This is a genomic window from Rhodococcus sp. IEGM 1305 (assembly GCF_030058635.1).
Classification (GTDB): Bacteria; Actinomycetota; Actinomycetes; order Mycobacteriales; family Mycobacteriaceae; genus Rhodococcus_F; species Rhodococcus_F opacus_D.
In genome coordinates this window covers 39419-59766 of the sequence record NZ_JASHKX010000033.1, presented here as the reverse complement: position 1 = coordinate 59766, position 20348 = coordinate 39419, and the positions used below count along the sequence as shown (strand labels likewise).

18 protein-coding genes are annotated in these 20348 nt (G+C 69.0%); 12 read left to right on the top strand and 6 right to left on the bottom strand.

The genetic code is table 11. From position 1 onward, the window contains the following. The first annotated feature begins 19 nt into the window (after positions 1-19). The 10 genes from QM693_RS29950 (at position 20) to QM693_RS29905 (ending at position 8812) form a co-directional block, all read left to right on the top strand. Positions 20-466 (top strand): GlcG/HbpS family heme-binding protein, encoded by a 447-nt coding sequence (locus tag QM693_RS29950; protein WP_005262083.1) that lies wholly within the window; start codon positions 20-22, stop codon positions 464-466. Between the two features lie 152 nt (positions 467-618). Then, entirely contained in the window at positions 619-1338 is a 720-nt protein-coding gene (locus QM693_RS29945; protein ID WP_009477440.1) for an iron-containing redox enzyme family protein, read from the top strand. Between the two features lie 68 nt (positions 1339-1406). Further along, positions 1407-1763: a Rieske (2Fe-2S) protein gene (locus QM693_RS29940; RefSeq protein ID WP_005245022.1), complete on the top strand. Its 357-nt coding sequence runs from the start codon at positions 1407-1409 to the stop codon at positions 1761-1763. 16 nt (positions 1764-1779) lie between these two features. Next, on the top strand, positions 1780-3018 hold the full coding sequence (locus QM693_RS29935) for an NAD(P)/FAD-dependent oxidoreductase (protein WP_283354154.1): 1239 nt from the start codon (positions 1780-1782) through the stop codon (positions 3016-3018). After that, positions 3015-4457 (top strand): aldehyde dehydrogenase family protein, encoded by a 1443-nt coding sequence (locus QM693_RS29930; RefSeq protein WP_283354153.1) that lies wholly within the window; start codon positions 3015-3017, stop codon positions 4455-4457. The genes QM693_RS29935 and QM693_RS29930 overlap by 4 nt, the downstream gene beginning before the upstream one ends. Before the next feature lie 29 nt (positions 4458-4486). After that, positions 4487-4849 (top strand): Rieske (2Fe-2S) protein, encoded by a 363-nt coding sequence (locus tag QM693_RS29925; RefSeq protein ID WP_283336384.1) that lies wholly within the window; start codon positions 4487-4489, stop codon positions 4847-4849. Next, a complete protein-coding gene (locus tag QM693_RS29920; protein WP_283354152.1) occupies positions 4846-6438 on the top strand; it encodes a gamma-glutamyltransferase family protein in 1593 nt (530 codons plus the stop codon). Before QM693_RS29925 ends, QM693_RS29920 begins: the two co-directional genes overlap by 4 nt. Further along, a complete protein-coding gene (locus QM693_RS29915) occupies positions 6431-6871 on the top strand; it encodes a RidA family protein (protein WP_283354151.1) in 441 nt (146 codons plus the stop codon). Before QM693_RS29920 ends, QM693_RS29915 begins: the two co-directional genes overlap by 8 nt. 40 nt (positions 6872-6911) lie before the next feature. Then, positions 6912-7559, top strand: coding sequence for a GntR family transcriptional regulator (locus QM693_RS29910; protein ID WP_005262092.1), 648 nt, complete (start codon positions 6912-6914; stop codon positions 7557-7559). Continuing rightward, positions 7556-8812, top strand: coding sequence for an MFS transporter (locus QM693_RS29905; protein WP_283354150.1), 1257 nt, complete (start codon positions 7556-7558; stop codon positions 8810-8812). Before QM693_RS29910 ends, QM693_RS29905 begins: the two co-directional genes overlap by 4 nt. A gap of 7 nt (positions 8813-8819) precedes the next feature. On the opposite strand, the gene QM693_RS29900 is transcribed toward QM693_RS29905, so the two are convergent. After that, on the bottom strand, positions 8820-10136 hold the full coding sequence (locus tag QM693_RS29900) for a M1 family metallopeptidase (RefSeq protein ID WP_283354149.1): 1317 nt from the start codon (positions 10134-10136) through the stop codon (positions 8820-8822). Beyond that, the gene (locus QM693_RS29895) at positions 10133-14023 is read right to left on the bottom strand and encodes a Pls/PosA family non-ribosomal peptide synthetase (RefSeq protein ID WP_283354148.1); all 3891 of its coding nucleotides are present in this window, start codon (positions 14021-14023) and stop codon (positions 10133-10135) included. The genes QM693_RS29900 and QM693_RS29895 overlap by 4 nt, the downstream gene beginning before the upstream one ends. 220 nt (positions 14024-14243) lie before the next feature. Between QM693_RS29895 and QM693_RS29890 the strand changes: the two genes are divergently transcribed. Together QM693_RS29890 and QM693_RS29885 are read left to right on the top strand one after the other, a co-directional pair. Further along, positions 14244-14945 carry a YciI family protein gene (locus tag QM693_RS29890; RefSeq protein WP_283354147.1) on the top strand — a complete coding sequence of 234 codons (702 nt, stop codon included), beginning with the start codon at positions 14244-14246 and terminating at the stop codon, positions 14943-14945. Beyond that, a complete protein-coding gene (locus QM693_RS29885; protein WP_283336374.1) occupies positions 14945-16180 on the top strand; it encodes an RNA polymerase sigma factor in 1236 nt (411 codons plus the stop codon). The genes QM693_RS29890 and QM693_RS29885 overlap by 1 nt, the downstream gene beginning before the upstream one ends. On the opposite strand, the gene QM693_RS29880 is transcribed toward QM693_RS29885, so the two are convergent. From QM693_RS29880 to QM693_RS29865, 4 genes are read right to left on the bottom strand one after another with little or no spacing between them, the layout of a single operon-like run. After that, positions 16177-17202: an agmatine deiminase family protein gene (locus QM693_RS29880; protein WP_283336373.1), complete on the bottom strand. Its 1026-nt coding sequence runs from the start codon at positions 17200-17202 to the stop codon at positions 16177-16179. The genes QM693_RS29885 and QM693_RS29880 overlap by 4 nt on opposite strands. After that, positions 17199-18197, bottom strand: a complete 999-nt coding sequence (locus tag QM693_RS29875; RefSeq protein WP_283336372.1) for a nitrilase-related carbon-nitrogen hydrolase — start codon at positions 18195-18197, stop codon at positions 17199-17201. Before QM693_RS29875 ends, QM693_RS29880 begins: the two co-directional genes overlap by 4 nt. 2 nt (positions 18198-18199) lie before the next feature. After that, on the bottom strand, positions 18200-18820 hold the full coding sequence (locus QM693_RS29870) for a TetR/AcrR family transcriptional regulator (RefSeq protein ID WP_283354146.1): 621 nt from the start codon (positions 18818-18820) through the stop codon (positions 18200-18202). Positions 18821-18848: 28 nt separating this feature from the next. Continuing rightward, positions 18849-20330 carry a purine-cytosine permease family protein gene (locus QM693_RS29865; protein ID WP_283336370.1) on the bottom strand — a complete coding sequence of 494 codons (1482 nt, stop codon included), beginning with the start codon at positions 20328-20330 and terminating at the stop codon, positions 18849-18851. Positions 20331-20348: the final 18 nt, after the last annotated feature.

Sequence of the window (20348 nt, the reverse complement as noted above, 5' to 3'; positions counted from 1 at the left end):
ATACGCAACGGAGAAGACAATGCATCAGGTTCACCGAATCACCCTCGACGACGCACTCCCACTGCTCGCCGCGGGACGCGCGAAGGCCGAGGAAATCGGCGTCAAGCAGACCCTGTGCGTCTGCGACGACGGCGGCAACGTGCTGGCTCTGCACCGACTGCCGGGAGCGCGCCTCACCGGCGTCGACATCGCGATCGCCAAAGCGTTCACCGCCGCCGGCCACGAGCGGGCAACGCACCTGTTCAACGAGGCTCCCGACGGTCCCGCGTTGCCCGGGAACGAGGCATTCGGCATCAGCCAGATGCTGCCGGGCAAGTTCGCGGTGTTCGTCGGCGGATTTCCCCTCGTCTTCGACGGCCAGATCGTCGGCGGCATCGGCATCAGCGGCGGAAACGGCAAGCAGGACAAGGCGGTCGGTGCGGCGATGCTGGCCGAGTTCGAAGCCCTCGCCGCAGTACCCAGCTGAACGTCCACGATGTGCCGACAACGTGCACATCGAAACCCTTCCAACGCAGTCACTTCGACCGTGGTCGGGCAGACCGGGAGTCGATAACGTCGAGTTCACTCCAGTCGGAGCATCCCCAACCAATCTCATACTCGAGGAAGACGAGGCACATCATGACCGAACTTCTAGGCAGGGACGATTTCCGCGCAGCTCTGGAGAACGCGATCAAGGGCCGCGAGGCGAAGAACGCGTCGTTCAGCAAGGCGTGGGCCGAGGGCAAGCTCGAGAAGCACCATTTCGCGCGGTGGGCGGAGAACCACTACCACTACGTCGGACCCTTCGCCGACTACCTCGCGAACATCTACTCGAACACCCCCGACACCTTCACCAATGCAAAGGATTTCACCCTCCAGAACATGTACGAGGAGGAACTGGCCGACATCCGGCACACCGACCTCCTCATCAAGTTCGCCGAGGCGTGCGGCACCACGAAGGAACGCGTCGAGGACCCGTCGAACATGAACGCGATCACCCGCGGTCTGCAGTCCTGGTGCTACGCGGTGTCGCAGCGTGAGCACTTCGTCGTGGCCACCGCCGCACTCGTCGTCGGACTCGAGTCGCAGGTACCGAGCATCTACAAGAAGCAGATCGTTCCTCTGCGTGAGGTGTACGGGTTCACCGAGGACGAGATCGAATTCTTCGACCTGCACATCACGTCGGACGTCGTGCACGGTGAGCGTGGATACCAGATCGTGCTCGACCACGCAGATACCCCGCAGCTGCAGCAGCGTTGCCTGCAACTCGTGCAGTGGGGAGCCGAGATGCGCTTCTCGTACACGAAGGGGCTCTACGACACGTACGTGGCAACCGACCTCGAGCTCGCGACCGCCTGACCGTGCGCAGGGAGGGGCCCGCATCGGGCCCCTCCCGACGCAGGCATCTCGCCCGACAGGAGAGAACGATGGAGACGAACTGGACCCGGCTGGTCACCGTCCGTGAGCTCGGCCGCCGCCGGAAGCTTCGCGTCGAGGTCGGCGACACCGCGGTCGCCCTGTTCCAGGCCGACGACCGGATCTACGCCTTTCGTGATCTGTGCATCCATCAGGATCGGTCACTGGCGAAAGGCACCCTGCTGCACGGGCGGGTCATCTGCCCAGGCCACCAGTGGGCGTTCGACCTCGACACCGGCTACGAGGAAGACCAGGACCTGTGCCAGCCGACCTACGCGGTGAAGGTCGAGGACGACGTCGTCTACGTGGATCTCACCCGCAGCCCCGATTACGCCGAGACCGCGACTTCGCCGGCCGAAGTCGACTGAGAGAGCGAGTGACCCCATGACGTTGAACACCATCGTCACCATCGGCGCCGGCCAGACCGCTGCCGTCGCGGCGCGCACCCTGCGACGCCGAGGATTCGACGGCAGGATCCTCCTCGTCGGCGACGAGTCGCACGCGCCGTATCAGCGGCCACCGCTGTCCAAGGAATTCCTTGCCGGGCAAGAGGATCGCGAATCGTTGATGCTGCTTCCCGACGCGTGGCGAGACAAACAGAACGTCGAACTCCTCACCGGCACGACGGTGACCCGGATCGACGCGAGCGGTGGTTCGGTCGAACTGTCCGACGGGCGAAGCATCGCGGCCGACGCGGTACTGATCGCGACCGGCGGCAGACCGCGCACGATGCCGGTGAACGGGCCTGCGCCCGAACGGGTGCACTACCTGAGGACGATCGACGACGCCGAACGGCTCGCCGCCCACCTTCGTCCCGGCGTCGGTCTGGTGCTGATCGGCGGAGGCTTCGTCGGACTCGAAATTGCCGCCACTGCGACAGCCCTGGGCGCCGAGGTGACCGTCCTCGAAGCGGACCAGGTGCCACTCGCTCGAATCCTCGGACCCGAGATGGGCGACGTCTGCACTCGATTGCAACGGGAGAACGGAGTCACCGTCCGCGGCGGCGTCCGGGTCGACACCGTGACGACCCAGCCGGACGGCGTGCTCATCGCGCTCGAGGGCGGAGAGGTGATTTCGGCCGACGTCGTGGTGGTGGGCATCGGGATCGTCCCCAACGTCGAGGTCGCGCGGGCCTCCGGACTTGCCGTCGACGGCGGAATCCTCGTGGACGCGCAGGGGCGGACCTCGACTCCACACGTCTACGCCGCCGGCGACGTGGCAGCGCGATTCTCCGACGCGGCAGGCAGGCACGTTCGCGTCGAACACTTCGACAACGCGAGCAAGCAGGGGGCGGCGACCGCGAACCTCATGCTCGGACGCGTCGGGGTGGTGGACCCCGCGCACTGGTTCTGGTCCGATCAGTTCGGCAAGAACATCCAGTTCACCGGCGCGGCCCGCTACACCGACCTGGTATTTCGCGGCAGCGCCGACGACGGCGAGTTCACCGCCTTCTATCTGGACAGCGGTGTTCTGCGCGGCGCCTTCACGCTCGACCGCGGCGACGAGATCAGCGCGGCCCGAGAACTGATCGGCCGGTCGATCGCGCCTGCCCGGTTGGCGGACGAGGACGTCGACCTGTTCGACCTGATGGACGATGACGAGGAATTGGTGACGGTGTCATGATCGAGGGACTCAATCTCATTGACGGGCAGTGGGTCCCGTCGTCTTCCGGCGCGACGTTCGAGCGGCGCAATCCCGCGGATCACGACGACGTGATCGGCGTGTTCCCGGATTCCACGGAGGCCGACGTGGATGCCGCCGTCAGCGCGGTGGCCAAGGCGGCGCCGCAGTGGGCCGCGACGCCCCCGGAACGCCGCGCGGCAATCCTGGAAGCGGCGGCCGCGCACCTCGAGGCGCGGGCAGGCGACCTCGTCGACGAACTCGTCCGCGAGGAGGGCAAGACCCGGACGGAGGCGACCATGGAAGTCGGTCGCACACCGATGAACCTGCGCTTTTACGCGGGCGAGGCGCTCCGCACCACCGGCAGCACGTACCCCACCCCGGGGGAGGGACTCGTCATCACCCTGCGCGAACCTGTCGGAATCGTCGGGGCGATCACCCCCTGGAATTTCCCGCTCAACATTCCGTCGCGCAAACTCGGACCGGCGCTGGCCGCCGGAAACGTCGTGGTGTTCAAACCATCCGAACTCACCCCGCTGATGGGACAGCGGCTGGTCGAGGCGCTGCTGGCCGGGGGGCTTCCGGCCGGTGCCCTCGCCCTGGTCCAGGGTTCCGGTCGCGCCGGCGGCGCGGTCGCGGCGGACGAGCGCGTCGATGCCGTGACGTTCACCGGCTCCACCCACGTGGGCCGTGCGATCCACGCGGCGGTGGGTCCGTCTCGCCGCAGCCAGCTCGAGATGGGCGGCAAGAACCCCGTCGTGGTCCTCGGCGACGCCGACGTGGACAAGGCGGCCGCACTGATCGTCAAGGGCGCCTTCGGATTGTCCGGGCAGGCGTGCACGGGCACCAGCCGGGTGATCGCGGTGGACGAGATCCACGACCGGTTGCTGGACCGCGTGGTGGAACTCGCCGAAGGGATCACCGTCGGCCCGGGCGCCGAACCGGGTGTGGGCATGGGAGCTCTCGCGAGCAAGGCGCAGCTCGCCAAGTTCCTCGAGTACGTGCAGATCGGCCGCGACGAAGGAGCCGAACTGGTTTGCGGCGGAGCAAGTCTCGACAGGGGGAACGGCTATTTCGCTGCTCCGACCGTGTTCGCCGGTGGCAGCCCTGACATGCGGGTGGTCACGGACGAAGTGTTCGGACCACTGCTGGTCTTCCTGCGGGCGTCCGGCTTCGACGATGCCGTCGCGCTCGCGAACGACACCGAATTCGGGCTCAGCGCGGGAATCGTCACCAACGACGTAACGAAGGCGCTTGCGTTCGCGGGCCGTTCCGAATCGGGCCTGGTGAAGATCAACCAGCCCACCACCGGCATGAGCATGAACGCTCCGTTCGGCGGATACAAGGCCTCGAGCACGCAGACCCACAAGGAGCAGGCGGGTGACTCGATGATGCAGTTCTACCAAGCCGAAAAGACCGTCTACCTCAGCCCTTCGGCCTGAGACCTACCTGTCGACAGAGGGAGAAGACCATGGAATTCACTCGCGTTGCGCGCTCCGGACAGGTTTCCGAAGGCATCGTGCGCCGCTTCTTCGCCGGTGAACACGAGTTCGCCGTGGCCCGCCTGAACGGGAAGGCCTACGCCACGTCCAACTACTGCACACACCTGGACTGCCTGCTCTCGTCCGGGAAACTCGTCGACGACGGTATCGGATGCTCCTGCCACGGAAGCGTGTTCGATCTGGAGACCGGGGAACCCGTGTGCCCACCGGCGACGGTGGCCATCAAGACCTACCCGGTCGAGGAACGTGACGGCGAGATCTTCGTCGGCGTCGACCCCGACGACACCAGTTCCATCCCGCGCCGGCGGGCCGCGCGGGGGTGCATGAAGTGAACCCCCGACCGTCCACTCTCTCCGCCGACGGCATGGTCTCGTCCAGTCATCCCGCGGCGAGCACGGTAGGTGCCCGCGTTCTGGCCGACGGAGGCAACGCCATCGACGCGACGCTGGCCATGGCCGCGATGACCTGGCTGACGTTGCCGGGGCAATGCGGAATCGGCGGTGACGCGTTCGCCGTCGTCCGCGAACCGGACGGATCGGTGTGGACGGTCGGGGGCAGCGGCTTCGGGCCCGACGGCGGTGACGTGGACTTCTACACCGAACGTGGGCTGCGGTCGATTCCCCTCGACGGGGCGCTGGCGGTGGCGGTTCCCGGGGCGCCGGCCGCCCTCGGCGCGTTGCACGCGGGTGGCGCCACCCGCTCGCTGATGGACCTCTGGGCACCGGCGGTGTGCGCGGCGGAGAAGGGGCTTCCCTGCTCGGCCAAGACCCGCGACGACGTGCGAGAGGCGCAGACCGCGATCGCCGCCGACCCCGGACTGCGTGCGGTGTACCTCCCGGACGGCCGGTTGCCGCAGGTCGGGGAGCGGCTGCCGCAGCGCGACCTGGCCCGGACCATCGAGGCACTGGCGCGCGACGTGCACGGTTTCTACACCGGCCCGTTCGCTCAGCAGGCGGTTGAGGCGCTCCGCGCCGGTGGGGCGCCGTTCGGCGGGGACGAGTGGGCGGCAGGCGCCGACGTGCGACGGGAGTCCGCGATCAGCGGGCACTACGCCGGCGCGGTCGTTCACCAGACGCCCCTGCCCACCCCCGGATGGATGGTGCTGCAGCAGGCGGCGCTGAACGACGGCGTCGTCGGCTTCTCGCCGTGGCTCACCGCTCCGGCCGTCGATCGCATGGCGCGAGCGGCCCGTCTGGCCTTCGAGGATCGGTTCGCGACCTGCGGCGCCGGCAACGACGGGTGGCGGGCCGTGCTCGAGCCGACCGCGATCGGGGCGGCGAGAGACAGGCTGGACGGCCGCCGGGCGTCGTCGGGCGCCTTCAGCGTGAGCGCCGGTGACACCACCTCGACCGTCGCGGTGGACTCCGACGGCCGCGCGGTCAGTTTCATCCACTCGCTCGCCTTCACGTTCGGCGCCAAGATGACCGTCCCCGGCACCGGAGTGGTGCTGAACAACCGATTCGGCCGCGGGGCCTATCTGATCCCGGGGCATCCCAACGCCGCGGCGCCGCGGCGTAAACCGCTGCACACCCTCAACGCGTGGGTGATCACCGATACGTCCGGGAATCTCCTGCACGTCGGGAACACCCCGGGCGGGGACGGGCAGGTGCAATGGAACATGCAACTGATCTCGCACCTGCTCGACCACGGACTCGACCCGGCGGAGGCAGTCGCGGCACCCCGCTTCACGGTCTTCCCCGGCAGTGACGCCGATGTGGTCGGCCGCCCGGCGGAACTGCGCTGCGAGTCCCGCATTCCGGAGGAGGTGCGCACCGAGTTGGAGAGCCTGGGTCACGACGTCGCACTGCAGGGTCCGTGGGCCGCCGGTGGGAGCGCGCAGATCATCTCCCTCGACGCGGCGCGCGGCCTGCTGTCCGGCGCCGCCGACCCCCGCCAGGAAGGAATAGCACTCGGTGTCTGAGCAGGAATCCGTCGCCGCCGCCCCACGGCCCCAGGGCCGCTACATTCCCGCGGTCGTGCACGACGGGATCGCGTACAGCGCCGGGATGACGCCACGCCGCGACGGTGTGCTCACGGTTACCGGCGTCGTCGGACGGGACCTGGACATCCCGCGGGCCCGGGAGGCGGCCGGGTTGGCGGCGAGGAACGCGATCACCGCGATAGCCGCGGCCGTCGGCGGCACGGCGGCGATCTCCCGGTGCCTGCGCATGAGCGTCTTCGTCGCCTGTACCCCGGACTTCCGTGAGCTGTCCGCGGTGGCCGACGGCGCGTCGGACGTGCTGGTCGAATGCCTGGGGGCCGACGCTCTGCCGGTGCGCAGCGCGATCGGCGTGTACGCCCTGCCGTCCGGCGCACCCGTGGAGATAGAGCTCACAGTGGCTGTCCGTGCATAGACCCGCACCCGGCTCCAGGTGTTAAATACTTCTTGTGTCTATGTTGTATTCCGCCGCGGAGCAGGCCTATCGCGAGGTCAAGGAGCTCATCCTGTCGGGCGGTCTGCCCGGCGGTGAGCTGATCAGCGAGGGCGAGATCGCCGGGCGCATGGGGCTCAGTCGTACCCCGGTGCGCGAAGCCTTCCTCCGGCTCGAGTCCGAGGGCTGGATGCGGCTGTACCCGAAGCGGGGCGCGCTCATCGTGCCCGTCGCGGACGGCGAGGCGGAGCACGTGGTCGACGCCCGGCAACTCGTCGAGACGCACAGCGTCCGGGTGCTGGCCGACCAGCCACACGCCCGCGAACTCCTCGTCGCCCGCCTGCGCGAGAACCTCGTCGAGCAGCGGGAGATCGCCGAGCGCGGCGACGTCGCCGCCTTCAGCGCCGCCGACGCCGACTTCCATCGGATGATCGTCGAGGCGGGCGAGAATCCGCTGCTCGCGACGTTCTACTCCAGCATCCGCGAGCGTCAGCGACGCATGACGGCACACTCGATCACCCGTGACCCGGGACAGCTGCCCAGGATCATCGCCGACCACGAGCAGCTGACCGAACTCGTCGAAGCGGGTGACGCCGCCGGGTTCGACGCCGCGGTGCTCGTCCACATGCGCCAGGTCCACGCCCTCAACCCGAGAGGAGTTGCGCGATGACCGTCGTCCGCGAATCCCCGATCGAGGTGCCGGAGACCCTCGCGTCGCCGCGCGCCTGGCTGCTGGTGGCCGCGACCATGTTCGCGGTCGCGTGGGGCGGCAACGAATTCACGCCGCTCCTCGGCATGTACCGCGCCGATCACGGTTTCTCGCCGGTCACGGTCGATCTGTTCCTGTTTGCCTACGTTGTCGGAATCGTGCCCGCCCTCCTCGTCGGCGGACCACTGTCCGACCGGCTGGGCAGACGGCCGATCCTGCTCCCGGCACCGTTCCTGACGATCGCCGGCTCCGCGCTCCTGGCCCTCGGCGCCGACTCTGCGGCCATGCTCATCGTCGGCCGCGTCCTGTGCGGGGTCGCGCTCGGCCTCGGCATGGCCGTCGGCGGCAGCTGGGTGAAGGAACTGTCGACCGCGCCGTGGGATCCCGCGGCCACGGACGGTGCCGGTGCGCGACGGGCAGCGATGAGCCTGACCGGCGGATTCGGTCTCGGCGCGGGCGTCGCCGGCGTCCTCGCGCAGTGGGCGCCGCTGCCGAGTGTCCTGTCGTACGTTGTGCACAGCGCGATCGCCGTCGCCGCTGCCGTCGCACTGTGGCGAGCCCCGGAGACCCGCGCGGCCCAGCCGGTCTCCGAACGAGTCTCGCTCGCCCGCGACCTCGCGATCCCGTCCGCCGCCCACAAGCGATTCCTGTTCGTGATCGCGCCGCTCGCACCCTGGGTGTTCGGCACTGCGGCCGCCGCCTACGCGGTCCTGCCGTCGCTGATGTCCGGGAACACCGGTGGGCTGCCGCTCGCGTTCTCGGCGCTCATGTGCATGGTCGGCCTCGGGGCGGGATTCGCGATCCAGGCGCTCGGACGCAAGATCGACACCCCCCGCAACGCGCGTGCCGTCGTGGTGTCACTCGTCGTCGTCCTCGTCGGAATGGGCGTCGCCGCCGTCGCCGCGTCGGCGCTGACCGTTCCGCTCGCGCTCGCCGCCGCCGTCGTGCTCGGCTGCGGATACGGCATGGCCATGGTGTCGGGACTGCAGGAGATTCAGCGGATCGCGGGCCCGAACGACCTCGCCGGACTGACCGCCGTCTTCTACTCGCTCACGTACCTGGGATTCGGGACGCCGGCCGTGATGGCCTACCTGTCCGAGACGTTCCCAGCGGTGACGTACCCGAGAATGTTCCTCTTCGGGACGATCGCGGCCGCCGGCTGTCTTGCGCTCGCACTCACCAAGTGGCGCGCGCACCTGCCGAACCCGGAGTGACCGCAGCTCACATCGGCGGCAGAGTCTTCTCGCCGAGCCAGGAATCCCACAGCAGGCGCAGCGGCTCGTCGGTGTAGTGGGTGGCCAGGTCGGTGAACTGCTCGCTCGTGACGGTGGAGTGGCGATGGGCCAGGGTCCACTGCCGCAGCAGCCCGAAGAACTTGTCGTCGCCGAGCCGTCGTCGCAACGCGTGGAGCGTCAGCGCGCCGCGCTTGTAGACGCGGTCGTCGAACATCAGCTGCGGTCCCGGATCGGCGATCACCAGGTCCTGCGGCTTGCGGGCCAGGCCCTGATGCGCCTGCTGTGCGAGCTGGTGCGCCGAAGGGCCGCCCGAGTTCTCCGACCAGATCCACTCCGCGTAACAGGCGAAACCTTCGTGCAGCCAGATGTCCCGCCACTGACCGAGTGTCAGGCTGTTGCCGAACCACTGGTGGGCGAGTTCGTGCGCCACCAGACGTTCGTATCCGCGCCGGCCCGTGCAATGGTTGGCACCGAAAATCGACAGTCCCTGCGCCTCGAGCGGGATCTCCAGCTCGTCGTCCGTCACGACCACCGTGTAGTCGGCGAACGGGTACGGGCCGAACAGTCGGGAGAACACGTCCATCATCTGAGGCTGCCGGCCGAAGTCCACGTCGAACGTCGGACGCAGCCGCGGCGGGTGGACGGCGAACATGGGGACTCCGGCGGAACCGAGGCTTCGGCGTTCGTACGGCCCGATCTGGATGGTGGCCAGATAACTCGCCATCGGCTCGGTCTGCTCGTACACCCACGTCGTCTGGCTGGCCCGCGTCTGCCTGCTCACCAGCGCACCGTTGGCCACCGTGTAGTACGGCGAATCGGTCGTGATCGCGATGCGGTAACTGGCCTTCGAACTCGGGTGGTCGTCGCACGGGAACCAGGACGCCGCCCCGTTGGGCTGGCTGGCAACCAGCGCGCCCTCGGACAACTCCTCCCAGCCGACCTCACCCCACACACTGCGGATCGGTTTCGGCGAACCCCCGTACTGGACGGTGAGCACGAGGGCGCCGCCCGCGGGGATCGCCTGCGCGGGCGTGACGACCAGCTTGCCGTTCCGATGCAACCACTTCGTGTTGCGGGAACCGTTGGTCGCGACCTTCGTGACGTGCAGATTGGACGCCAGATCCAGGGCGAACCGGGAGCGGGCCTCGGTGGTGACCGCGGTGATCGTGGCCTTGCCTGCCAGCCGGTTGCTGTGAACCTTGTAGGTGAGGTCGAGTTCGTACCGGGACACCCGGTATCCGCGGTTTCCGTTCTGGGGGAGATACGGGTCGACCGGCTCGTCGATCCCCTTGTCAGCCTTCACGTGGCCGCCCAGGGGGCGATCGGATTTCCCTGCCACCGCGTGGACGGCGGCACGGTGTCGCCGCGCATGACGAGCGAGGCCGGGCCGACCGTGGCGCCTTCGCCGATCCGGGCGGCGGGCAGCGCGACACAGTGCGGGCCGAGGGTGGCGCCGGCTCCGAGGATGACGGTGTCCATGGACATGATCCGATCATGGAACAGGTGAGTCTGCACGACACACCCCCGTTCCACGGTCGCGCCGTCGCCCAGCGTCACGAGATCCGCCTCGGGCAGCCAATAGGTTTCACACCACACACCCTTGCCGATGGTGGCTCCGAGGCCCCGCAACCAGACGTTGAGGACGGCGGTGCCGGTGGCGGCACGGGCGAACCAGGGTGCGGCGACCGTTTCCACGAAGGCGTCCGACACCTCGTTCCGCCACACGAACGAACTCCACAACGGGTGCTCGATCTTCCCGATCCGACCCACCACCAGCCACTTCGCGATCACGGAGATCAGCCCGGCGACCGCGCCCGCGACGAGGAGGACGACACCGCTCGCCAGCGCCGCGAGCCAGAAGCCGATGTGGTGAGCCAGCACCTGCAGCGCGAACAGCACGCCGAGGCCGATTCCGAACGTCACCGTCACCGGGATGAGGCGGCACGTCTCCACGACCGCGCGGGCGATCTTGAGCCGGACCGGGGGACGGAACGTGCGGGAGGCGTCGGTGTCGCCGGGCGCCCTGCGGAGGCGGACCGGGGGACTGCCCAGCCAGGAGGAACCGGATTTCGCCTTCGACGGCGTGGCCGAGAGCACCGCGACGAGACCGTTCTTGGGCACGCGCCGACCCGGACCGGTCATCCCGGAGTTGCCGAGGAAGGCGCGCTTGCCGACCTTCGCGTGTTCGATGTGCATCCAGCCGCCGCCGAGTTCGTAACTCGCGATCATCGTGTCGTCGGCGAGGAATGCGCCGTCCGCCACGGTGGTGAACTTCGGCAGCATGAGCACGGTCGACGCTTCCACGTTCTTGCCGATCCGGGCGCCGAGCAACCGCAGCCATCCCGGCGTCAGGAGACTCGCATACAGCGGGAACAGGAACGTGCGGGCGGAGTCCATGAGTCGTTCGGTGGCCCACACCTGCCAGCCGATGCGACTGCGGACCGGGTGGTAGCCCTCACGCAGCCCGATGGACAGCAGCCGGACGGACACGACCGTGAGGACGGCGAATACGGCGAGGCTGACGAGCGTCGCGACGGGAAGGATCACCAGCGACTGGAGTACGGCGGATCCGATCGTGCCGGCGTCGCGGATCCACCAGCCGATGACCACGATGCCGGCGACGAGGGCGAAGATCGGCAGTCCGGCGATGAGCATCGACGTCACGCCGAACGCGGGAACCCAGTAGGCCGCGCGGCGTGGAGTCTCCTCGGGCCACGGGTGGACGGCCTTGCCGACCTTGACCGCCGGTGAACCCGCCCAGTGCTGATTGGCCTTGACGCGTCCGAACACGGCGGAACCGGCCTCGACCTCGGCGTTGCGCCCGATGGTGGCGCCGGGAACCAGCGTGGACCGGGCGCCCACCGACGCACCCGGACCGATCTTGATGGCGCCGATGTGGACGACGTCGCCGTCCACCCAGTGCCCGGACAGGTCGACCTCGGGTTCGATGGAGCACCCGTCGCCGAGCTCGAGCATGCCGGTGACCGGCGGGAGCGTGTGCAGGTCGACGCCCTTGCCGACCTTCGCGCCGAGCGCCCGCGCGTAGTAGAGCATCCACGGCGCGCCCGACAGGTTCGCGGCACCGCTGGCCTCGGTCAGGCGCAGCGCCACCCACAGCCGCAGGTGTTCGCTGCCGCCTCGGGGATACGTTCCCGGCTCGAGTCCGCGCAGCAGGATCCGCGAACCGATCACCGAGATCGCCATCCGGCCGACCGGGCTGATGAACGCGAAGAACGCGAGCAGAATCCACCACCACGACACCGTGGGCGCCCACGGCACCGTCGTGAACCAGGAGAAGACGTTGTTCGCGATGGCCAGCCACGTGACCCACTGCAGGCCCGTGAGCGTCGTCAGGGGAACGGTCGCCGCGATCTGCGCGAGCTGGCTCCGACGCGGAGTCGGCGTGACGAGGCGGGGTTCGGCGGCGTCGATCGGCGCCAGCTCGTCGAGGTATTCCGCGAGCGAACCGAGCCGCGGATGGTCGTACAGTTGCGCGACCGTCACCTCGGGGAACCGTTCGCGCAGCGCCGTGACCAGCTGGGCCGCCGAGAGCGATCCACCGCCGAGCTCGAAGAAGTCGTCGTCGGGGCCCGTGATCTCGGCACCGAGAATCGCCGTCCACAGCCCCGCGACCCAGGCCTGCGTGCCCTCGAGACCCAGTTTCTCCGCGGCGTCGTCGACACCCGGCGGGGGCCAGGGCAGGGCGTTCCGGTCGACCTTGCCCGACGTGCGGGTGGGCAGTTCGTCGACCAGGACCAACCGGGGAACCAGCGCCGCCGGCAGCTGCTCGGTGAGCGCCGCGTGCGCCGCCTTGAGGTCGAAGTCGGGGTTGGTGCTGACAAGGTAGCCGACGAGTACCTGGTGACCGGCTCCGGTCCGGCGGACGGCAGCGGCGGCGCCGCCGACGCCGGGAAGGTTCTGCAGGGCGTTGTCGACCTCGCCCAGTTCGATCCGCCTGCCACCGAGTTTCACCTGATCGTCTGCGCGACCCTGGAACAGAAGTCCGCGGCGGTCGAGGCGGACGAGGTCGCCACTGCGGTATGCGCGATCCCAGCCGAGTGTCGGCATCGGTGCGTACTTCTCGGCGTCTTTCTGCGGGTCGAGGTACCGGGCCAGGCCGACACCGCCGATGACCAGTTCGCCCACCTCGCCCTCGGGGACGGGTTCACCGGTCGCGTCGACCACTGCGAGGTCCCAGCCGTCGAGCGGGAGGCCGATACTGACCGGACTCTTGCCGTCCATCAGGGCGCCGCACGCCACGACGGTCGCCTCGGTGGGCCCGTACGTATTCCATACCTCGCGTCCGTCGACGGCGAGACGCTCCGCCAGTTCGGGTGGGCAGGCCTCGCCGCCGAAGATCAGCAGGCGCACGGCCTCGAGGGCCTCGGCAGGCCACAGCGACGCGAGGGTCGGCACCGTCGAGACGATGCTGACGTCGCGCGCGACGAGCCACGGGCCGAGGTCCATGCCGCTGCGCACCAGGGATCGGGGCGCGGGAACGAGGCAGGCGCCGTGACGCCACGCGAGCCACATCTCCTCGCAGGACGCGTCGAACGCGACGGACAGTCCGGCCAGCACCCGATCGCCGGGCCGGATCGGGTCTTCCTGCAGAAACATCCGGGCTTCGGCATCCACGAACGCCGCCGCATTGCGATGGTTCACCGCGACACCCTTGGGGGTGCCGGTGGAACCGGAGGTGAAGATGATCCACGCGTCGTCGTCGACGGTCGGCGGACGGGCGCTCGGCGACTCGGCCCTGTCGGGGGCGGTACCTGCGGTGATCCCGGTGCCGGTGATCACGCACCGGACCTGCGCCTCACCGAACACGAGTTCGGCGCGTTCCTCGGGGTCGTCCGCGTCGACCGGCACGTAGGCGGCGCCGACGGCGAGCGTCGCCAGGATTGCGACGTAGAGCGAGCAGGATCCGGACGGCATTCGGATTCCGACGCGATCGCCGGCCCCGACTCCCGACTCGGCCAGGACCTCCGCGGTCTGCCGGATCTCCTCGAGCAGTTCCTGGTAGGTGAGCGACGTCGAGCCGTCGTCGATCGCCGGGGCTTCGGGGTTCGCCTCGGCCGTCGCGAACAGGATGTCGACGAGTGTGCGCGGCGCCGGTGCGAATTCACGGCGGAGGAATTCCCGGGGTATACGGAGCGACAGGTCCGAATCCGTCGGCGACTGGAGAGACAATCCAGAATTCCTTCTCTGAGCGGGTGGTGGTGCGTACGGCTCGTTATCTCACGATCAAGTGGCCAGATGGTGAACAGTTGGTGGTTCGTAGGGCTTCGTCGTCCATTCTTCACCCGCAGGTGCCGGTTCTCTCACCGCACGTGTCGAAGTTCGTCCCTCTTCTTCGTCGTCTGGTCAGAAGGAGCACCCGAGTTCCTTCTTTTCGAGGAAGGATGACCCCATGTACTACCTGGCATTGCTGGCGGACGAGAAGAACGCCACCGAATGGGCACCGGACAGTCCGGAGTTTGCGGTGGCCGTTGCGCGCCACCAGGCGTTCACGGAGAGAGCGGGCTCCGCGATCGTCGGAGGGGGTGCCTTGTATCCGAGCGCGGAGGCGGCGACCATCCGGAACGAGGGCGGCCGGGCGCTGATCACGGACGGTCCGTTCGCGGAGACCGCGGAGGTGATCGGTGGTTTCTACGTCCTCGAGGGACCGGACCTGGACGAGGTGCTGAATGTGGCGCGGCACATCCCGGAGGCGATCATCGAGCTGTGGCCGATGTTCGAGTGGATGCCCGTGACCGATCAGACAGGCTGCTGGATGGCGCTGCTCCGCGAACCGGTGGCGGCGGCGGTGGCGCCGGGCACACCCCAGTGGGACGAGGGAATGGCCGAGCACGAGAAGTTCGGTCGGCTCGCCGGGTCCGCGGTGCGTGGCGGCGGGGCCCTCTATCCGCCGGACTCCGCGACGACGATCCGCGTTCGCGACGGGGAACTCCTTCTCACCGACGGCCCCTTCGCCGAGACAGCCGAGGTCGCGAATGGCCTGTACGTGCTCGCAGCCGAAGACCGGGAGAGTGCGATCGCGTTATCGGCGAAGATCCCGGTGACGCCGAAGGGCTGCGTCGAACTCCGGCAGATCGTCGCCTACGCCGAGTAATGGACGGCGACACGCTGAGCCGCGTCTTCCGGGAGGAGTCCGGTCGGGCGCTGGCGACCGTGGCACGGATGGTCGGCGACCTGTCCCTCGCGGAAGACGCGGTGCAGGAGGCGTTCGCCGAGGCGATCCGCAGCTGGCCGGAGGCGGGACTGCCCAAGAACCCGGGAGCCTGGATCACGACCGTCGCCCGCAACCGGGCACTGGACCGGTTGCGCCGGGAGTCGTTGCGCGGCGACAAGGAGCACGATGCGGCTCGGCTCGTTCCCCCTCCGGACGAGGAAGAGGTGTGGCCGGTGCGTGACGACCAGTTGCGGCTCATGTTCACGTGCTGCCATCCTGCGCTGTCCCCGGAGTCGCAGGTCGCGTTGACTCTCCGCCTGGTGGCCGGGCTGAGGCCGGCGGAGATCGCCCGGTTGTTCCTCGCCCCGGAACCGACCGTGTCCCAACGGCTCAGCCGAGCGAAGTCGAAGATCCGGACCGCCGGTATCCCCTTCCGGGTCCCGCCCGACCATCTGCTGCCCGAGCGCACCCCGCAGGTACTCGCCTGCATCTATCTGGTGTTCACCGAGGGCTATTCGGCGACGTCGGGCGACACCGCGATCCGCGACGAACTCTGCGAGGAGGCGCTGCGGCTCGGCCGGTTGCTGTGCGAGCTGATGCCGGACGAGGGTGAGGCGTGGGCGCTGATGGCGCTCATGCTGTTTCACGACAGCAGGCGTGCTCAGCGAACGGACGACGCGGGTGATCTCGTCTCACTCGAGGAGCAGGACCGTCGGCGCTGGGACCGGGCGAAGATCGAGGAAGGCGTCGTGTGCCTGCGGGCCGCACGACGCAGGGGAAGCGGTCCGTACAGCGCGCAGGCCGCGATCGCGGCCGCCCACGCGACGGCGCCGAACTGGACGGCGACCGACTGGAACGCCGTCGTCGCCGGATACGACGAACTCGGCACGTACGGTGACTCGCCCGCCGCCCGTCTCAATCGCGCTGTCGCAGTGAGCTTCCGGGACGGCCCCGACGCCGGCCTCGCCGAGTTGGACGCACTCGCCGGGGAGCCGAGGCTGGCGCGGACGCACACCGTGCACGCGACCCGCGCCGACCTGCTGCGCCGAGCGGGCAGGCCCGCCGAGGCGAGCGCGGAGTACCGCGCCGCGATCGGTCTGGCGGCGAACGAACCGACCCGGCGATTCCTGGCGAGGCGGCTCGCGGAAGTGGACAGCGAGAACAGTGCCCGCTAGATCCGCCCGCGAGGCTGGTGCTGGGTGATGCAGTGGATGCCGCCGCCCCGCGCGAAGATCTGCCGGGCATCGACCGTGACGACGCGGCGACCGGGGTAGACGCTCGACAGGATGTCGCGGGCGAGGGCATCGTGAGGGTCGTCGAAGCCGCATGCGATGACGCCGCCGTTGACGACGAGATGATTGATGTAGCTGTAGTCGACCCAGCCCTCCTCGTCACGCAGGACCGTCGGGGCAGGCACCTCGACGATCCGCCACGGCGCACCGGAACGGTCACGGCTGTCGGACATCACCTTCAGGATCTCGGCGGACACCTCGTGGTCGGGGTGGGATCGGTCGCGCTGGGAGTGCACGAGAGCCACCCCCGGTGCGGGCAGCGCCGCGACGATGTCGACGTGCCCCTTGGTGCCGAACTTCTCGGAATCTCGCGTGAGGCCGCGGGGGAGCCAGACGACGTGCTCGGCGCCGATCGTGCGCGCGAGTTCCGCCTCGACTCCCGCCGCGTCCAGGCCGGGGTTGCGCAGCGGGTCCAGTTGCACGGTCTCGGTGACGAGCACGGTTCCGCGACCGTCGACCTGGATCCCGCCGCCCTCGTTGACCATCGACGACGGGACCGGCTGCGCACCGGACCACCGGGTGACGGCCGCGCCGATCGACCGGTCGCGATCCCAGGTCGCCCACTCCTGTTGTCCCCAGCCGTTGAACGTCCAGTCGACGGCACCGAGGCGGTCGTCCTCGTCGAGGACGAACGTGGGTCCGATGTCGCGCATCCAGGCGTCGTCGAGGGGAACCTCGACCACATCGATGTCCGCGGACAAGTACTGCCGGGCGACATCCCGATCCGCCGGATCGACGACCATGGTGACCGGCTCGAATTCGGCGATCGTGTGGGCGACGGCCGTCCACGCGGTTCGCGCCTCGTGCGCGTCGTCCGCGGTCGCGGTCATCGAGGCCCCGAGGGGCGGGAACGCCATCCACACCCGTTCCTGCGGTTCGGTCTCGCTCGGCATCCGCCAGGTCATGACCGGGTCTCCGCGGCCGATACCGTCGTCGGAAGTCCGTAGGGGTGCTCGTGGTCCACGGGATCCGTCAGCCGGGTGTACGTGTCCGGCCTGCGGGTGGTCAGGAACGGGAAGAGATCGAGCCAGTCCTTCCGCTGATCGAGGTCGAGATCGGCCACCAGGACCGCCTCCTCGTCGCGGGGAGCAGACACGAGCACGCGGCCGTACGGGTCGGAGATGAACGAGGAACCGTAGAAGTCGATGCCGCCCTCGTTGCCGCAGCGGTTCGGGACCACCATGAATGTGCCACTGGTGATGCCGTTTCCGACGATCACGTGCTGCCAGATCGGCTGGGTGTCGAAGGACGGGGCGCTCGGCTCCGACCCGATAGCGGTGGGGTAGACGAGGATCTCGGCGCCGCCGAGCGAATACATCCGCGCGACTTCGGGGAACCATTCGTCCCAGCACGTCGGCAAACCGAGTGCGGCACCGTCCAGTTCGCCCGGGCGGTAGACGGGGTAGGCGTCGTCGGCGGGACCGCCGCGGAAGTAGGTGTCCTCGTAGTAGCCGGCGCTGACCGGGATGTGCAGCTTGCGGGTCCGGGAGAGCAATTCACCGGACGGGGCGACGAGGATCGCGGTGTTGAAACCGAGACCGTCGGGGCCGTCGGCTCGTTCGTAGAGGGAAGCGTGGACGCAGACCCCGTGCCGGGCAGCGGCGGCGGCCGCGAAACTGTACGTGGGGCCGGTCGTGAGGTGCTCGGCGTCGCGGCCGGGGGCCCCGGTCGCGCGGGTGTCGGCGGGGTACTTCGACAACGTGAGTTCCGGCAGGAACACCACCGCAGCGCCGAGTGCGGCTGCCTCGCCGATCGCGTCGGTCAACGCGGTGCGCAGTGCGTCCGCATCGGGTCGCCAGCGGTGCTGTACCAGTCCGACCCGCAGCGGTGTGCGGGCGGATTCGGTGAAGCGCGCCGGTGAGGACGGTGCGGGCAGTGCGGTGATCGTGCGAATGGTCATGGTTATTCCTTCGGTGTGGGTGTGACGGGGGTGTCGGCAATGTGGTGGGTGGGCTCGGACATCACGACGTCGATCGCGCCGAGCAGATGGGAGCGGGCGTCCTCGGTGGAGATCTCCTTGCAGAGCCACCGCCCGGACAGACCCTCGACGAGGGCCGTCATCGTGATCGCGGTGGGCTGGGGGTCGAGCGAGCGGGAGATCTCGCCGGTGACCTGCGCCTGGGCGATCGCGTCGGCGATCTCCGACACCCACGCCGCGGTGGTCCGCGCGAGGGGCTCCTGCAGCGCCTCCTCGTACACAGCGGAGGCGCGTAACTCGTTCCAGGCCAACGAGTTCTCTACGACCTCGGGACGGTCCTGGATCTCCCCGAGGAGGGAGCGGGTGAGGCGGTCGCGAGCGGAGTCGCCGGATCCCTCACCCTCGCTGCGGTAGGCGCGGGCACGGTCGTTGATGTAGTTCAGGGCGGCCTCGAGGAGGCCGATGCGATCCTTGAAGTGGTAGTACAGCAGTCCCGGCGACACGCCCGCGACCTCCGCGACATCGTTGACGCGAAGCCCGCGAATGCCTCGTTGGGCAATGGCCGTCGCGCTGGCCTTCAGAATCGCATCGCGTCGCTCGCTCATCGGTGAATCTCCTTCGGTTCGTGCCGCCCTAGGACCTCGGCGCCTCGACCGGGGCCACATGTTCGGGCCACAGTCGCAGCGCGGCGAGGTAGCCGGCCACGGCGATGGCCGACGATCCGACAAGACTGACATCGACACCGTGCGCGATGTCGGCAAGGGGCCCGGAGTACAGCGACGTGTCGACGGCGAGGACGCCGAACACGGATCCGGCCGCCCACGGGATGACGGCGCGCAGGTTCCAGCCGCCGGTGAACCAGTAGCGCCCACCCCTGCGGCCCAGATTGAAGACCTGGAGGTCGACGGCGTCGTACTGCCCTCGCCGCGCAACCAGGAAGCCGGCGACGTTGATCGCCACCCACGGCGCGGCGAAACCGTTGAGCACCAAGGTCATCGCGGTGATCGAATCGACGGCGTCGACGACGAACACGCCGATGTAGAGCAGGGCGACCGCGAGCGCCGACGTGATCAGCGTGGTGTGGACGCGGCGCAACCGGGGGATCAGCGCTTCCAGATCGAGACCGCTGGCGTAGACGTTGAGGACGCCCTGGCCGAGTCCTCCTGCGAGGGCGACGAGGACGATCGGCAGCACGTACCAACCGGGCGCCTCCGCCACCAGGTCGGCAACGTAGGAGTCGCTCAGCGTGGTGAACGTCGACGCGGTGAACGATCCGAAAGCCGCGGTCAGGAACAGCCCGAAGAAGATGCCTGCCATGGTGGCCGCGACGATCGTACGGTCGCTGAACCGCACCCGGGAGATCCGCCTGCTGTAGTCGCCGAGTGTCGGGGCGTACGACAGCGGACCGCCGACGGCGAGCACCACGGCCAGAATCCAGGTGGGCCAGAACCCGCCGAGGAGATAGTCGCCGCTGCCCGACCCGCCGTCGAAGCGACCCCCGAACGCGAACACACCGAGCAGGAGCAGCGCGGCAACGACGGGCAGCACGAACTTCTGGAGCGCGACCACCGTGCCGTGGCCGAACAGCGCGACGGCCACGATCTCGGCGGCGATGATGCCGTAGCCGAGGGCGAGCATGCCGTTGTCGACCGGTGTGCCGAGCAGGCGGTGGGCGGCGGCGATCAGCGCGTCACCCGAGGTCCAGACCGCGATCGCGGCGTACGCGAGGGCGAAGAGCAGGGTGAGCCCCGAGCCGATCATCCGTCCGCTCACTCCGAAGTGCGCACCACTCGACACGGTGTTGTTCGTGCCGGTGCGCGGGCCCAGGAGTGACAGGGGAGCGATGAGGAGCGTGCCGAGTCCGATGCCGACCGCGCTGGCCGCGATCGCGCTGCCGAACCCGAGTCCGAACGTGATGGGGAGCCAGCCGAACACGATCACCGAGAACGCCAGGTTGCCGCCGAAGAACACGGCGAGCATGTTGAGCGGTCGCGAATCGCGTTCCGATTCGGGGATGTATTCCACGCCGATCGTCTCGACGTGTCCGAAGCGGTCCTCCGGCGGGGAGGGGGCGGTGTCGTCGAGGGGCGTCGTCGGGTCGAGATTCGTGGACACTGCGGACCTCACATTTCG

Coding starts and splice junctions, on each gene's coding strand:
- QM693_RS29940 (WP_005245022.1), top strand. CDS start 1,407: ATGGAGACGAACTGGACCCGGCTGGTCACCGTCCGTGAGCTCGGCCGC.
- QM693_RS29950 (WP_005262083.1), top strand. CDS start 20: ATGCATCAGGTTCACCGAATCACCCTCGACGACGCACTCCCACTGCTC.
- QM693_RS29880 (WP_283336373.1), bottom strand. CDS start 17,202: ATGACCTGGCGGATGCCGAGCGAGACCGAACCGCAGGAACGGGTGTGG.
- QM693_RS29925 (WP_283336384.1), top strand. CDS start 4,487: ATGGAATTCACTCGCGTTGCGCGCTCCGGACAGGTTTCCGAAGGCATC.
- QM693_RS29890 (WP_283354147.1), top strand. CDS start 14,244: ATGTACTACCTGGCATTGCTGGCGGACGAGAAGAACGCCACCGAATGG.
- QM693_RS29935 (WP_283354154.1), top strand. CDS start 1,780: ATGACGTTGAACACCATCGTCACCATCGGCGCCGGCCAGACCGCTGCC.
- QM693_RS29945 (WP_009477440.1), top strand. CDS start 619: ATGACCGAACTTCTAGGCAGGGACGATTTCCGCGCAGCTCTGGAGAAC.
- QM693_RS29885 (WP_283336374.1), top strand. CDS start 14,945: ATGGACGGCGACACGCTGAGCCGCGTCTTCCGGGAGGAGTCCGGTCGG.
- QM693_RS29905 (WP_283354150.1), top strand. CDS start 7,556: ATGACCGTCGTCCGCGAATCCCCGATCGAGGTGCCGGAGACCCTCGCG.
- QM693_RS29910 (WP_005262092.1), top strand. CDS start 6,912: ATGTTGTATTCCGCCGCGGAGCAGGCCTATCGCGAGGTCAAGGAGCTC.
- QM693_RS29870 (WP_283354146.1), bottom strand. CDS start 18,820: ATGAGCGAGCGACGCGATGCGATTCTGAAGGCCAGCGCGACGGCCATT.
- QM693_RS29930 (WP_283354153.1), top strand. CDS start 3,015: ATGATCGAGGGACTCAATCTCATTGACGGGCAGTGGGTCCCGTCGTCT.
- QM693_RS29875 (WP_283336372.1), bottom strand. CDS start 18,197: ATGACCATTCGCACGATCACCGCACTGCCCGCACCGTCCTCACCGGCG.